This is a genomic window from Shinella zoogloeoides (genome assembly GCF_003574625.1).
Taxonomy (GTDB): Bacteria; Pseudomonadota; Alphaproteobacteria; order Rhizobiales; family Rhizobiaceae; genus Shinella; species Shinella zoogloeoides_A.
This window is the reverse complement of sequence record NZ_QNUJ01000009.1, coordinates 218,377-231,985: the sequence shown is the minus strand read 5'-3', so window position 1 is coordinate 231,985 and position 13,609 is coordinate 218,377. Positions and strand designations below refer to the sequence as shown.

General features: G+C 65.7%; 13 protein-coding genes and 2 pseudogenes. 2 read left to right on the top strand and 13 right to left on the bottom strand.

Translation table 11 applies throughout. From position 1 onward, the window contains the following. Positions 1–32 precede the first annotated feature (32 nt). Positions 33–227, top strand: coding sequence for a YqaE/Pmp3 family membrane protein (locus DSD28_RS18895; protein WP_119257967.1), 195 nt, complete (start codon positions 33–35; stop codon positions 225–227). A gap of 3 nt (positions 228–230) precedes the next feature. Here the strand turns inward: DSD28_RS18895 and DSD28_RS18890 are convergent, their stop codons facing one another. From DSD28_RS18890 to gabD, 8 genes are all read right to left on the bottom strand, one after another. Beyond that, positions 231–992, bottom strand: coding sequence for a M48 family metallopeptidase (locus tag DSD28_RS18890; RefSeq protein ID WP_119257966.1), 762 nt, complete (start codon positions 990–992; stop codon positions 231–233). 164 nt (positions 993–1,156) lie between these two features. Then, positions 1,157–1,597 (bottom strand): DUF2852 domain-containing protein, encoded by a 441-nt coding sequence (locus tag DSD28_RS18885; protein ID WP_119257965.1) that lies wholly within the window; start codon positions 1,595–1,597, stop codon positions 1,157–1,159. A gap of 128 nt (positions 1,598–1,725) precedes the next feature. Further along, positions 1,726–3,015: a polyhydroxyalkanoate depolymerase gene (phaZ, locus tag DSD28_RS18880; protein WP_119257964.1), complete on the bottom strand. Its 1,290-nt coding sequence runs from the start codon at positions 3,013–3,015 to the stop codon at positions 1,726–1,728. Positions 3,016–3,167: 152 nt separating this feature from the next. After that, on the bottom strand, positions 3,168–3,899 hold the full coding sequence (locus tag DSD28_RS18875) for an SDR family oxidoreductase (protein WP_119258022.1): 732 nt from the start codon (positions 3,897–3,899) through the stop codon (positions 3,168–3,170). 159 nt (positions 3,900–4,058) lie between these two features. After that, a complete protein-coding gene (locus tag DSD28_RS18870) occupies positions 4,059–4,505 on the bottom strand; it encodes an RbsD/FucU family protein (RefSeq protein WP_119257963.1) in 447 nt (148 codons plus the stop codon). 26 nt (positions 4,506–4,531) lie between these two features. Then, positions 4,532–5,551, bottom strand: a complete 1,020-nt coding sequence (locus tag DSD28_RS18865; protein ID WP_119257962.1) for an aldo/keto reductase — start codon at positions 5,549–5,551, stop codon at positions 4,532–4,534. A gap of 92 nt (positions 5,552–5,643) precedes the next feature. Then, complete coding sequence (locus DSD28_RS18860) at positions 5,644–6,444, bottom strand: HpcH/HpaI aldolase family protein (protein WP_119257961.1); 801 nt, start codon at positions 6,442–6,444, stop codon at positions 5,644–5,646. 68 nt (positions 6,445–6,512) lie between these two features. Beyond that, on the bottom strand, positions 6,513–7,964 hold the full coding sequence (gene gabD, locus DSD28_RS18855) for an NADP-dependent succinate-semialdehyde dehydrogenase (RefSeq protein ID WP_119257960.1): 1,452 nt from the start codon (positions 7,962–7,964) through the stop codon (positions 6,513–6,515). 224 nt (positions 7,965–8,188) lie between these two features. Between gabD and DSD28_RS18850 the strand changes: the two genes are divergently transcribed. Beyond that, positions 8,189–8,782 carry a nitroreductase family protein gene (locus DSD28_RS18850; RefSeq protein ID WP_119257959.1) on the top strand — a complete coding sequence of 198 codons (594 nt, stop codon included), beginning with the start codon at positions 8,189–8,191 and terminating at the stop codon, positions 8,780–8,782. Between the two features lie 201 nt (positions 8,783–8,983). Here the strand turns inward: DSD28_RS18850 and gyrB are convergent, their stop codons facing one another. The 5 genes and pseudogenes from gyrB to mltA all read right to left on the bottom strand — a co-directional run bounded on the left by gyrB (position 8,984) and on the right by mltA (position 13,609). Then, the gene (gene gyrB / locus DSD28_RS18845) at positions 8,984–11,416 is read right to left on the bottom strand and encodes a DNA topoisomerase (ATP-hydrolyzing) subunit B (protein WP_119257958.1); all 2,433 of its coding nucleotides are present in this window, start codon (positions 11,414–11,416) and stop codon (positions 8,984–8,986) included. Between the two features lie 147 nt (positions 11,417–11,563). Continuing rightward, positions 11,564–11,944: a helix-turn-helix domain-containing protein gene (locus DSD28_RS18840; protein ID WP_119257957.1), complete on the bottom strand. Its 381-nt coding sequence runs from the start codon at positions 11,942–11,944 to the stop codon at positions 11,564–11,566. Next, positions 11,941–12,285, bottom strand: a pseudogene (locus DSD28_RS26505) (Smr/MutS family protein); the annotation flags it as partial. The pseudogene DSD28_RS26505 and the gene DSD28_RS18840, both read right to left, overlap by 4 nt. Positions 12,286–12,404: 119 nt before the next feature. Beyond that, positions 12,405–12,507: pseudogene (locus DSD28_RS26500) on the bottom strand (Smr/MutS family protein); the annotation flags it as partial. Next, positions 12,494–13,609, bottom strand: a complete 1,116-nt coding sequence (mltA, locus tag DSD28_RS18830; protein WP_119257955.1) for a murein transglycosylase A — start codon at positions 13,607–13,609, stop codon at positions 12,494–12,496. The gene mltA and the pseudogene DSD28_RS26500, both read right to left, overlap by 14 nt.

Genomic DNA, 13,609 nt, shown 5'->3' with positions numbered 1-13,609 from the left:
ATATTGAGAAGAGACCAAGACCGGAGACGACCATGCGGCTCATCATCGCCATCCTCCTGCCCTTTCTGGTGTTCTTCACCATCGGGCGGCCGATTGCCGGCATCATCTGCCTCATCCTGCAGGTGACGCTGATCGGCTGGCTGCCGGCCGCGATCTGGGCGGTCTATGCGCTGGGGCAGTACAATACGGACAGGAAAATCCGCGAGGCGCTGGCCGATCGTCGCTGAAACCTAGCCGAAATCCACCGCGTGCAGCAGACTGCCGTTGCGCTTGAGCCAGCGCTTGGCCTCCTCCGTCGCGGGGCAGAGCTGCGCGCAGAGCGACCAGAAGGCGGGGCTGTGGTTCATCTCGCGAAGATGGGCCACCTCATGGGCGGCGAGATAATCGATGACATGCGGCGGGGCCATGGCGATGCGCCAGGAGAAGCTGAGCGCGCCGTCGGCCGAGCAGGAGCCCCAGCGGCTGCGGGTATCGCGCAGCGTCAATGACTTCACGCGCTTGCCGATGCGCCCGGCATGGACGGCGACCAGCCTGTCCAGCTCCAGACGCGCCTCCTTCTTCAGGAAATCGCTGATCCGGCGGGGAATGCTCTCCTCCATGCCGCCGACGCGCAGCACGGCCTCGTCATCGACGATGACGGCCTCCGTCAGCCCGCGCAACCTGCCCGTCGCCTCGATGCGGTGGGCGATGCCGCGGATCATGACATAGCCACCGTCTTCGAGCTCGTTACTGGAGCGGAATTTAGCCAGCTTCGTCATCAGCCAGCCCTGATGGCGGGCGAGGAACTCGCGGATGTCGCGCTCGGCGATGCCGTTCGGCACCGTCATGCGCAGGGCGCGCCCGCCGGGCTCGATGCGCAGCGTCAGTCGCGTGGCGCGCAGGTCGCGTTTGATGGTGAGCGGCAGGGCCCGGCCATTGACGTCGATCTCGCGCCGTTCCGGCGGAGGCGGGGCCTTCAGGGCCTTGCGGGGCTTGCGAGCCAAGGGAAACATGCTGCCTTTCATAGCCGATTCGGTGGCGGCTGAAACGCCTCGACGAAAAACCGGCGCACGCGGCGCCGGTCGATTTTCAACGGTGGGTCACTTTTCCTCTCCATCCTCAGTTCGAGTCTGGCTCGAGGAGGACGGGAGGACGGGAACGGACTGCCCAGGCGTCCTTACGTGGCCGGAAAACCCGGGACGTCGCTCTGGCCCCTGGCGCGGCGTTCGCGCATGAAGCGGTCGAACTCCTCCTGGTCCTTGGCGCGGCGCAGTTCGCGGCTGTAGGCGTCGAACTCCTCGCGCATCTCGTCGAGCTTGCGGCGCTCCTCGTCGAGGCGGGCGAGCTCGGCGTCACGCCAGTCGTCGAAGGCGGCATTGCCGGTGGCGCTGCGGAAGGCATGGCCACGGTTGCGGCCACCGCGGAACTTGCCGCGGCAGGAGGCGAACATGCCGTCCACGGTGTCGTTGGCGTCTTTCTTGAAGTTTTTCAGGCGGTCGCCGAAGATGATGTAGGCAAGCATGGCAAGGCCGAGCGGCCAGAACACCACGAAGCCGAGCACCATCAGGGCGATGGTCGCAGGCGTCCAGTCCGGACGAATCAGTGCTGACTGGTTCATGTGCAATCTTCCTCACGATCGGCGGAAACCACTCCGGCTTCCGGTGATTCCGATGTGGGCAGACCGGCCCGGGCGTTCAAGGCAATGCCCGGGAGATTCGGGCAAGTGCCTGAAACGAGCCCGGAAAATCAGGCGGCGTCGCCGGATTTCCCGCCCTTGATGACGCGCGGCACCGTCTTTGCCTTTTCGCCCCGGCCATGCGCGGCGATGAAGGAGAGGATGCGCGGCGCGATCTCCCTGCGGAAGCGCGAGCCGTTGAAGACGCCGTAGTGACCGACATCCGGCTGGACATAATGCATCCGCATATGATCCGGGATATTGGTGCAGATGGTCTGCGCCGCCTCGGTCTGGCCGACGCCGGAAATATCGTCGTTCTCGCCCTCGACGGTGAGCAGCGCCACCTTGCGGATCGCCGTCGTGTCGACGGGCCGCGTCCGGTGCATCATCTCGCCCTTCGGCAGGGCGTGCTTCATGAAGACCGTTTCCACCGTCTGCAGATAGAATTCGGCCGTCAGGTCCATGACGGCGAGATATTCATCGTAGAAGTCGCGGTGCTTTTCCGCGGCATCGCCATCGTTCTTCACGAGATGGGCGAAAAATTCCTTGTGCGCGATGACATGGCGGTCGAGGTTCATCGACATGAAGCCGGAAAGCTGCAGGAAACCCGGATAGACCATGCGCATGAAGCCCGGCTGCGGCCACGGCACCGGCATGACGACATTGTCGCGGAACCACTCGATCGGCTTTTCCTCGGCGAGCTTGTTCACGGCGGTCGGGTTGATGCGCGTGTCGATCGGCCCGCCCATCAGCGTCATGGTGGCGGGCGAGAGCGGATCGTCCTCGGCCTCCATCACGGCCACGGCCGCCAGAACCGGCACGGCCGGCTGGCAGACGGCGATGACATGGGTATCCGGCCCCAGCGCATGCAACATCTGGATGACGTAATCGATATAGTCGTCGAGATCGAAGGTGCCCTCGGAGAGCGGCACCATGCGCGCGTCGATCCAGTCGGTGATGTGCACTTCCGCATGGGGCAGCATCGCCTCGACGGTACCGCGCAGCAGCGTTGCATAGTGGCCCGACATCGGCGCGACGATCAGGATCTTCGGATCCTTGCGATGGCCGGCGGGCAGACAGCGCTCGAAATGGATGAGGTTGCAGAAGGGGCGCTGCCAGACGACCTTTTCATGCACGGAGACGGGCTTGCCCTCGATGACCGTGGTATCGAGGCCGAAAGCCGGCTTGCCGTAGCGCCGGGTGGTACGCTCGAGCACCTCGAAGCCGGCGGCCATGGTGCGGCCGAAATAGGTGTGGGAGAGCGGGTTGAGCGGATTGCGGAAGGCAATGCGCATCTGGTCCGCCGCGGCGCGCCAGGGCGCCATCATCGCATGATTGAGTTCGTAGAGCTGGTAGTACATCTGCGCGTTATCCCATTTCCCGGCGGGGACTCATGCCCCGCCGTCTCACCCGGTTTCCGCAATTGCGAAAACACTAACAGGTTTTCGCTGCGTGGCAACATTCCACGGGGAGCATCCTACGCCCGCGAACCTTTCGCCAGAATGAACGGGATTCAGCCGGTCCAGCCGCCGTCGATGACATAGGCCTGGCCGGTCGTGTAGGTGGCGCCGGCAAGGTGCACCGCAAGATCGGCGATCTCCTCGGGCGTGCCGATCCGCCCCATCGGCTGGCGGGCGATGAAGGCGGCGCGGGCGGCGTCATAGTCTCCCCCGGCGCGCATCCGGTCCTGCAGGGAGGGGCTTTCCACCGTGCCGGGGCAGATGGCGTTGCAGCGGATGCCCTTGCCGACATAATCGGCGGCGACCGCCTTGGTAAGGCCGATGACGGCGGCCTTGGTGACGCCATAGGCGAAGCGGTTCGGCACACCCTTCACGCTGGAAGCGACCGAGGCCATGTTGACGATGGCGCCGTCGCCGCGTTCCAGCATGCCCGGCAACACGGCACGGATGGTGCGCACCATGGCGAGCACGTTGAGGTTCCAGGCGAAGGCGAGGTCGTCCTCCTTCATCTCCAGGATCGTGCCGCCATGCACCACGCCGGCGCAATTGAAGAGCACGTCGATGCGGCCGATATCGGCGACAACGGCGGAAACGGCAGCATCGTCGAGAACGTTGAGGAGGCGCGTTGCCATGCCGCTCTCATCCGCAAGGCTGGAGAGCGTTTCCGGGTTGACGTCCGTGGCGATCACCGTCGCGCCCGCGCGCTGGAAGGCCAGCGCCGACGCACGCCCGATGCCCTGCCCCGCCGCCGTCACCAGCACGGTCCTGCCCTGAAGATTGCTCATGGATTCCATTCCTTCCTATGCGGCAGCGCGCACGATGGCCTTGATGCGGCTGGATTTTTCCGTCGCCCGCAGGCAAGGTCAAGAGGGAAGCGGCCGTCACGGATGCTCGAAATCGGCTCCGGGCGCATTGCGACTGCCAATATGGTCGAAAGGGTTCTGCTAGACCCGGTAGACCTCATGCGGATGCACGACGCCCTTCTTCAGGATGATATTGCCGTAAAGGCGGAATTCCGTGGTGGCGACGATATAGGCCGCCTTCTTCGCCATCTCGTAGAAGGCGAAGCGCTCGACGGCGTGTACCGTGAAATCGCCGGCGAGGCGGTTCACGAGGCTCTGGAAGGTCGCGCAGACCTCCGGCACCGCGGCCGGATCGCCCACCACCTCCATGCGCCAGGCGGCCTCGGGAACGAAGGTGTCGAGCGGCATATGCGCCAGAATGGCCTCCGTGATCGCCACCGCATCGACGCCGTCGGCCCGGATGACCTTCGGACCGAGGAAGCTGGAGGGGAAATTGGCGTCCGCGATGACGATGTCGTCTCCATGCCCCATCGTGCGGATGGCATGCAGGAGATCGGGACCGAGCAGCGGGTGAATGCCTTTCAACATGGATTTCGATCCTCCTCGATCGAATGTTATTCGCGGACGGGCTCGAGCCCCAGCTCGGGCGCCACCAGCGTATGAGGCTCGAAAGCCGGGTAAATATCCTTCGGCAGGTCCATGCGCGCCAGCGCCATGTTGCGGCGCAGGCTTTCCGGCTTCGCGGTGCCGAGCAGGACCGAGGTGACAGCGGGGCGGCGCAGCGGAAACTGCAGGGCTGCTGCCGCGAGCGGCACGCCGCGTTCCGCGGCGATCCCCATCATCGCGCCGACCTTTTCCGCGACCTCCGGCGTTGCCGGCATATAGTCGAAATGCGCGCCCTCGACCGGACCCGTCGCCAGGATGCCTGAATTGAAGACGCCACCGACCACCAGCGAGGTCCCCTTCCTCCCGCAGAGCGGCAGCAGTTCCTCCACGGCGGAGCGGTCGAGCAGCGTGTAGCGGCCGGCAAGCAGAATGCAGTCGAGATCGGCCTCGCGCAGGATATCGAGGCAGACGGGCACCTCGTTCACGCCGAGGCCGAAAGCCTTGATGGTGCCGGAGGATTTCAGCTCGGAGAGCGCCTTGAGGCCGGAATCGAGGAGCTGGCGCAGATAGACCGCATTGCGCTCCGCGCCATGCGTATAGACGCCGATATCGTGCACATAGAGGATATCGATCCGGTTGAGGCCGAGCCGGGTATAGCTCAGCTCGAGGCAGCGCATGATGCCGTCATAGCTGTAGTCGTAGCGCGCACCGAAGGGCAGCGGATCGACGAAGCCATAATTCGGCACCGTATCGCCCTCGGCCGGCTGCATGACGCGGCCGACCTTCGTCGACAGCACATAGCTTCCCTTCGGCTTGTCGCGCAGGAAATCGCCGACATAGCGCTCCGCAAGGCCGAAGCCGTACCAGGGGGCGGTGTCGTAGTAGCGCAGGCCCTCCTGCCAGGCGGTTTCCAGCGTCGCCATCGCGACGTCGCGCGGGCAGGCCCGGTAGAGCCCGCCGAGCGGCGCCGTACCGAAGCCGAATTCGGTCACGGCAAGATCCGTCCTGCCGATGGTCCGCGTCTGCATGATGCCTCCCGGCCGGCGTCCTCCCGCCAGCTTGTTTCGTCTTTATCGACAATGGACGGATTGCCGTCAATCGCCGCCTCCGGAGCCCGGTTTCAGTAACCGCCGCCGCGCTTTTCCGTCACGGTCTCGCCGAGGAAGGTGCGGCGCAGGGTCTCGACGGCCGAGACGAGGCAATTGACGTCGGTGCCGATCGCCATGAAGTCCGCGCCGAGATCCCGGTAGACCTCCGCCTGCTGCAACGAGACCGTCATGATGCCGCGCGCCTTGCCATGGGCCTTGGTGCGCTCGAAGATCTTGCCGATCGTCGCCAGCACTTCCGGCGCGCCGGGATCGCCGAGGAGGCCCATATCCGCGGCAAGGTCGGAAGGACCGATGAAGACGCCATCGACCCCTTCGACCGCGGCGATATCGTCGATGGCGGCAAAGCCCGCCCGGCTTTCCACCTGCACGATCAGGCAGACCTCGTCATTGGCCGTCGCCAGATAATCGGGCGTGCGGTTGAAATCGCTGGCGCGGCCGAGGCCGGCGCCGACGCCGCGGATGCCGTGCGGCGGATAGCGCAGCGCGCGCACCAGCGCCTTCGCCTGCTCGGCCGATTCGACCATGGGGATGAGGAAGGTCTGGGCGCCCTGGTCGAGGAGCTGCTTGAGCAGCCAGGCCTCGCCCATCGGCGGGCGCACCATGGCATGAGTCGGCGAATGGCGCAGCGCGCCGATCTGCGCGCTGATCATCGGCATGTCATTCGGGCCGTGCTCGCCGTCGATCAGCAGCCAGTCGTAGCCGCTGGTGGAAAGGATCTCCGCCGCATAGGGACTGCCGACCGCCGCCCACAGGCCAAGCTGGAACCGGCCTTCGCGAAGCGCGGCCTTGAAGGCGTTTTTCGGTGCTGCCACGATATATTCCTCTTCAAAAACCAAACCGGCCGGACGATGCCGGCCGGAAAACAGGATGAAGGCTATTTTCAGCCGATGCCGCCGAGGCAGACATATTTCATCTCGGTGAACTCCTCGATGCCGTATTTCGAGCCCTCGCGGCCGAGGCCGGAGAGCTTGACGCCGCCGAACGGCGCCTCCGCCGTCGAGATGAGGCCGGTATTGACGCCGACCATGCCGTATTCCAGCGCCTCGGCAACGCGGAAGACGCGCGACAGGTCCTTGGCGTAGAAATAAGAGGCGAGGCCAAATTCCGTGTCGTTGGCCTGCGCGATGACATCGTCCTCGTCCGTGAAGCGGAAGAGCGGGGCGACGGGGCCGAAGGTCTCTTCGCGCGCAACCGCCATGTCCGGCGTCACGTCGGCAAGGACGGTCGCCTCGTAGAAGGTGCCGCCGAGCGCATGGCGCTTGCCGCCCTGCACGACCCGGCCGCCCTTCTTCACGGCGTCGGCGACATGCTCTTCCACCTTTTCCAGCGCGGCATTGTCGATCAGCGGACCGAGCACCACGCCCTCGTCGAAGCCGTTGCCGGTCTTCAGCCTGCCGACGGCGGCGGCGAGCTTTTCGGAGAAGGCATCATAGACGGCGTCCTGCACATAGAGCCGGTTGGCGCACACGCAGGTCTGGCCGTTGTTGCGGAACTTGGCGATCAGCGCGCCTTCGACCGCCGCATCGAGATCGGCGTCGTCGAAGACGATGAAAGGCGCGTTGCCGCCGAGCTCCAGGCCGAGCTTCTTGATGGTCGGCGCGCACTGCTTGTAGAGCTCGGCGCCGATTTCCGTCGAGCCGGTGAAGGTGAGCTTGCGGACGGTCGGGTTGGCGGTCATCTCGGCGCCGATCTCGCGCGCCGAGCCGGTGATGACGGAGAAGAGGCCGGCGGGAAGGCCCGCGCGCTCGGCAAGGATCGCAAGGGCGATCGCCGAGAAGGGCGTCTGCGAGGCGGGCTTCAGCACCATGGCGCAGCCGGCGGCGAAGGCGGGGCCGGCCTTGCGGGTGATCATGGCATTCGGGAAGTTCCAGGGCGTGATCGCCGCGACGACGCCGATCGGCTGCTTCATCACGAGGATGCGCTTGTCCTTCTGGTGGCCGGGCATGATGTCGCCATAGACGCGGCGGGCCTCCTCGGCGAACCATTCGACGAAGCTGGCGCCATAGACGATCTCGCCGGTGGCTTCGGCGAGCGGCTTGCCCTGTTCCATCGTCAGGATGCGGCCGAGATCGTCCTTGTTCTCGATCATCAGGTCGAACCACTTGCGCAGCACGGCCGAGCGTTCCTTGGCGGTACGGGCGGCCCAGGCCTTCTGGGCCTCTGCCGCCGCGTCGATCGCTTCCTTCGTTTCCTTCGCGCCGAGCTTCGGCACATGGCCGACGAGCTCGCCCGTCGCCGGGTTCTTCACCGCAATGCCGCTCGCATCCGCTTCGATCCAGCGCGTGCCGACAAGGGCTGCCTGGCGAAGCAGGCTCGGGTCTTTGAGGCTCATCGGATATCTCCCATTTCGCGATGCCGTCTGACGTGTCGCAACGGTTATATTGCGTCCCACCCGGTTTCGACAATGCGACGGGACGGGATTTTCACCTTCGGCCGGCCATCGGCACGTTTCCAATCCGCCGGCTTATTTCATATGCTTGCCGTCGCAAAAACGCTGCGCAACGGGCCGGACTGCTTTAGGTTCAGGCCGCTGATTTGAACATTCGAGGCTTTGCAATGACCCATCCCACCGGCCGCACCGCGGACCACGCCATCGACCCCGTCTTCCTCGACCGCTGGTCGCCCCGCGCCTTCACCGGCGAGGCCATGCCGCACGAGACGCTGCTTTCGCTGTTCGAGGCGGCGCGCTGGGCACCGTCGGCCGCCAACGGCCAGCCCTGGCGCTTCATCTACGGCCACCGCGGCAGCGCGGCCTTCGACGCGATCTACAGCACGCTGGACGAGGGCAACCGGCGCTGGGCGGACAAGGCCTCGGTGCTTGTGGTCATCGTCTCGCAGACCCACCGCAAGGGCGCCGACGGCGAGATGCGCCCGGCCTATACCCACGCCTTCGACACCGGCGCGGCCTGGGCCTATCTCGCCCTGCAGGCGACCCATGCCGGCTACCATGCCCACGGCATGGGCGGCATCGACCGCGCGGAGGCGATGGAGGTTCTTGGCATCCCCGAGGGCTTCCGCGTCGAGGCGGCGGTCGCCATCGGCAGGATCGCGCCGAAGGAGACGCTGCCGGAAGACCTGATGAAGCGCGAGGTGCCGAGCACGCGCAAGCCGGTGGCGGAATTCGTCTCGGAAGGTCGGTTCACGGCCTGAGTGACGGGCGTCTTCCCGCCTTTACTGCGGCAGGCCCACCACGCCATCCTCGGGCTTGCCCGAGGATCACCCCCCGGACGTGGATGGTCGGGTCGGGCCCGACCATGACGGCGGAGAGGGCGGTGCGAAGTGAAGGTGGAGGCGAGGGTCGGTTCAGACCGGCGCAGGCAGAAGAAAGCCGCCTTTCGGCGGCTTTCCTGATCAGATGTCGAGGTTGGCGACGCTGAGGGCGTTTTCCTGGATGAAGTCGCGCCGCGGCTCCACCTCGTCGCCCATCAGGCGGGCGAAGAGGCCGTCGGCATCGGTCGCATCGTTGACCTTCACCTGCAGCAGCGAGCGGACGTTCGGATCGAGCGTCGTTTCCCAGAGCTGCTCGGCGTTCATCTCGCCGAGGCCCTTGTAGCGCTGCATGGAAAGGCCCTTGCGGCCGGCGGCGAAGATCGCGTCGAGCAGGGCGCGCGGGCCGGAAATCTCGACCTGCCCGTCCTTTCGGCGCAGCACCGGCGGCACCATGTAGGTCTCCTTCAGGCGGGCCGAGAGCTGGTCGATATGACGCGCGTCGGACGAGCCGATCAGCGCCATGTCGAGATGGGCGAATTCCTTGACGCCGCGCACCATGCGCTCGAAGCGCAGGCCCCCGTCGGAGGCGACGGAGCCTTCCCAGCCGCGTTCCGTCTCCTCGGCGATGAGGTCGAGACGGCGGGCGACATCCTGAGCCTTCGCGGCATAGGCATCGCGGTCATGGCTGAGCTCGAGGTTCAGTGCACCGGCGATCGCCGCCTGTTCGACGATGGCACGGTTGTAGCGCGAATGCAGGCCGTCGAGCAGCGCGCGCAGGCGCAGCGCGTCCTGGATGAGTTCCAGGATATCCTGACCGGCGCGCACTTCGCCGGAGGAAAGCTCCAGCGCCGCGTCGTCGAGGCCGGAGCCGATCAGGTAATCCTCCAGCGCCTTTTCGTTCTTCAGGTACTGGCCGGACTTGCCGCGCGCCACCTTATAGAGCGGCGGCTGGGCGATATAGAGATGGCCGCGCTCGATCAGCTCCGGCATCTGGCGGAAGAAGAAGGTGAGCAGCAGGGTGCGGATATGGGCGCCGTCGACGTCGGCGTCCGTCATGATGATGATCTTGTGGTAGCGCAGCTTGTCGGCGTTGAACTCGTCCTTGCCGATGGAGGTGCCGAGCGCGGTGATCAGCGTGCCGATTTCCTGGCTCGACAGCATCTTGTCGAAGCGCGCGCGCTCGACATTGAGAATCTTGCCGCGCAGCGGGAGGATGGCCTGGTTCTCGCGCGAACGGCCCTGCTTGGCGGAGCCGCCGGCCGAATCGCCCTCGACGAGGAAGAGCTCGGACTTCGCCGGATCGCGCTCGGAGCAGTCGGCGAGCTTGCCGGGCAGCGAGGAGATATCGAGCGCGCCCTTGCGCCGCGTCAGCTCGCGCGCCTTGCGGGCGGCTTCGCGGGCGGCGGCGGCCTCGACCACCTTGCCGATCAGGGTCTTGGCGTCGGTCGGATGCTCTTCCATCCAGATGCTCAGCGCCTCGTTGACGAGGCTTTCGACGACCGGGCGGACTTCCGAAGAAACCAGCTTGTCCTTGGTCTGCGAGGAGAATTTCGGATCCGGCACCTTCACGGAGAGAACGGCGGTGAGGCCCTCGCGGCAGTCATCGCCCGTCAGCGTCACCTTTTCCTTCTTCATGATGCCGGAGCCTTCGGCATAGGAGACGACCTGGCGGGTCAGCGCGCCGCGGAAGCCGGCCATATGCGTGCCGCCGTCGCGCTGCGGGATGTTGTTGGTGAAGCAGAGCACGTTCTCGTGGTAGCTGTCGTTCCACCACATGGCGACTTCGACGGTGATGCCGTCCTTTTCGCCCCTGATGGCAATCGGCTTGTCGACCAGCGGCTTCTTGGCGCGGTCGAGATAGATGACGAAGGCTTCGAGGCCGCCCTCGTACATCAGCTCGTCCTGTTTGACGTCCGAATGGCGGCGGTCGGTGAGGAGAATGCGCACGCCGGAATTGAGGAAGGCGAGCTCGCGCAGGCGGTGTTCCAGCGTCGAATAGTTGAACTCGATGTTCGAGAAGGTCTGGGGCGACGGCAGGAAGGTGACTTCCGTGCCCGTCTCGTCGCCGGCCTCGCCCGTTACCTTCAGCGGGCCGTCGGCAACGCCATGGGTGAAGCTCATCTCGTGGATCTTGCCGGAGCGGCGGATCTTCAGCTTCAGCGAGACGGAAAGCGCGTTCACCACGGAAACGCCCACGCCATGCAGACCGCCGGAAACCTTGTAGGAGTTCTGGTCGAATTTGCCGCCGGCATGGAGCTGGGTCATGATGACCTCGGCCGCCGAGACGCCCTCTTCCTTGTGGATGTCGGTCGGGATGCCGCGGCCGTTGTCCGTCACCGTCACCGAGCCGTCCGCGTTGAGCGTCACCGTCACGATGTCGGCATGGCCGGCCAGCGCCTCGTCGATGGCGTTGTCGACCACCTCGTAGACCATATGATGCAGGCCCGAGCCGTCGTCGGTGTCGCCGATATACATGCCCGGGCGCTTGCGCACGGCATCGAGTCCCTTGAGGACCTTGATCGAATCTGCGCCATACTCGGCCGGGCCGTTTTCGGTCTCGGGTGTGTCAGTCATTCAAGCGTCTTTCCAGAGGTTTCGCGCCAAAGGTTTCGCGGGTCGGCGGGAGCGCGGCGAATCACCGCTTTCCAAGTCATGGAATATAGGGATTTTGACCCCAAGTTCCAAACCAGAGAGCGGCCAAACACGGCAGAAATCAGGGGATCACCCCGGTTTTACCCGTGAATTGCATGCTTTTTCGAGAATGCCGGCAAGGCGGCGCACGGTCTCGGGCGGCAGGCCGGCGATTTCGGCCGCGAGCCGGTTGGCGAAGGCCGTGTATTCCGGCGGAAGACCGGCCGTGTCGACCACCACGCGGGGGTCTGAAATCTCGGCGATACGGAAGAGTTCCTCGGCCTCGTCCCAGATGACGTTGAAGTAGCCGGCGACGCGCTGGAGGAAATCGAAGCTCGGCATGCCGCGCTTGCCGTGCTCCAGCGCCGAGAGATAGGCGGGGCTGACGCCGAGCGCCAGCGCCATCTCCTTCTGCGAGACGCCCTTGCGGTCACGCAGGTGCCGCACGGCCTTGCCGAAGGGCGTCGTCATCGCTTTTCCCCCGGCAGGCGGGCGAGGCGGACATAGAGCGCGCCCTCGCCGCCATGGTTGCGGGCGGCCGGCTCGTAGGAGGAGATCAGCGGCCGGAACTCCGGCAGCGAGAACCACAGCGGCACCGCCCGCTTCAGCGCGCCGTCGCTGCCGAGCGAGGTGCCCTTGCCGGTGATGACGAGGACATGGCGCAGCCCTCGCTCATGCGCCTTGATGAGGAAGCCGAGCAGGAAGCCGTGCGCCTCGCTCTGGATCATGCCGTGCAGGTCGATGCGCGCCTCGAGAGCGAGGCGGCCCTTGGCGATCTTGCGCTTGACGGGGCGCTCCAGCGGGTGATGGCGGGTATCCCTGCCGCGGCCGATGGTGAGCGCGATGCCTTCCACCGGCTTTTCGGCCTTTGCCGCCTTCGGGGCGGGTTCCGGTTCCTGCTCCACCACCTTCTCGGCGAAGGCCTCTTCGAATTCCGTCAGGGCATCGAGCTTTCCCGGCAGGGCGCGCGTGCTGCGCGCCACCTTGCCCCAGAGAATGCGGTCCTCGCCGGAAAGCGCCTTATCCTTCGGCATGGAGGTAGCGCTCCGCCGCCGCCCTGGGGATGAGGATGTGGAAGGTCGCGGCATTGCGCACATGGCCGGCGAGCGCACCGGCCGTATCGCCCGAGCCGGTGAAGATATCGCCGCGCGCCGGGCCGACGATGGCCGTTCCCGTGTCGAGCGCCAGCATCAGCCGCCGGAAGGGTTTCCCGCCGTCCATATGGGTGAGGCTGTCGCTCGTAATGAAGAAGGGCAGGCCGAAGGTGTGGATCAGCCGGTCGACCGCGAGCGAGCGGCCGGCGACCAGCGGTACCTTGGCGGCGGCGATGGGGCCGAGCGCGGCATCGTCCACCGCCGCTTCCTTGAAGAAGATGAAGGAACGATTGTGCCAGAGCACTGCGTCCACCTGGTCCTCGTGCCGTGCCAGCCAGTCGCGGATCGACGCCATTGAGACGGTTGCTGCATCGATCTCGCCGCGGTCGATCAGGAGCTTGCCGATAGCCGAGAACGGGTGGCCGGACTTGGCCGCATAGGTGATGCGCTTCATCGCTCCGTCGGGATAGACGAGCCGCGCGGCGCCCTGAACATGGGCGAAGAACACATCCACCTTCGAGCGTGCATAGGCGATTTCCAGCCCGCGGCCCTTCAGACAGCCGCGCTCGATCTCGCCGCGGTCCGGATGCTCGACGACGACGCCGTCCTTAGCAAGGCCGAAGGCGTAGCCCGCCGGGAGGCCGGCTGGGCGATTAGCGTCGTCGATGTCGACCAGATCATCGGGCCGGCGGTAGAAGGGATAGCGATAGTCGGCATCCGGCTCGGCCTTCACGGCGACCTCGGGCTCGTAAAAGGCGGTGACGAAGCCGGCAGTGCCATCCGCCTTCTCGATGCGGAAGGGCACGCAATGGGTTTCGAAGAAGGCGCGCACGGCGGCGGCGCCCTCGGGCTTTTCATCCGCGGCGGCATCCAGAAGCGCCAGAAGCTCGCCGGCGGTGATGCCAAGCGAGCCTGTCTTGTAGGGCTTTACAGTGCGGATATGATCGCGGCAGCGGCCCATGGCCGCAAGCAAGGGGGTCGGATCGTCCTCGTCCCAGCCGGGAAGCGCCGAAAACCGGGCCGGGACCAGACGGTAATCCAT

Coding starts and splice junctions, on each gene's coding strand:
- DSD28_RS18895 (WP_119257967.1), top strand. CDS start 33: ATGCGGCTCATCATCGCCATCCTCCTGCCCTTTCTGGTGTTCTTCACC.
- DSD28_RS18840 (WP_119257957.1), bottom strand. CDS start 11,944: ATGACGACGCCCTTCGGCAAGGCCGTGCGGCACCTGCGTGACCGCAAG.
- mltA (WP_119257955.1), bottom strand. CDS start 13,609: ATGGATTACCGTCTGGTCCCGGCCCGGTTTTCGGCGCTTCCCGGCTGG.
- DSD28_RS18890 (WP_119257966.1), bottom strand. CDS start 992: ATGTTTCCCTTGGCTCGCAAGCCCCGCAAGGCCCTGAAGGCCCCGCCT.
- DSD28_RS18870 (WP_119257963.1), bottom strand. CDS start 4,505: ATGTTGAAAGGCATTCACCCGCTGCTCGGTCCCGATCTCCTGCATGCC.
- gabD (WP_119257960.1), bottom strand. CDS start 7,964: ATGAGCCTCAAAGACCCGAGCCTGCTTCGCCAGGCAGCCCTTGTCGGC.
- DSD28_RS18875 (WP_119258022.1), bottom strand. CDS start 3,899: ATGAGCAATCTTCAGGGCAGGACCGTGCTGGTGACGGCGGCGGGGCAG.
- DSD28_RS18865 (WP_119257962.1), bottom strand. CDS start 5,551: ATGCAGACGCGGACCATCGGCAGGACGGATCTTGCCGTGACCGAATTC.
- phaZ (WP_119257964.1), bottom strand. CDS start 3,015: ATGTACTACCAGCTCTACGAACTCAATCATGCGATGATGGCGCCCTGG.
- DSD28_RS18885 (WP_119257965.1), bottom strand. CDS start 1,597: ATGAACCAGTCAGCACTGATTCGTCCGGACTGGACGCCTGCGACCATC.
- DSD28_RS18850 (WP_119257959.1), top strand. CDS start 8,189: ATGACCCATCCCACCGGCCGCACCGCGGACCACGCCATCGACCCCGTC.
- gyrB (WP_119257958.1), bottom strand. CDS start 11,416: ATGACTGACACACCCGAGACCGAAAACGGCCCGGCCGAGTATGGCGCA.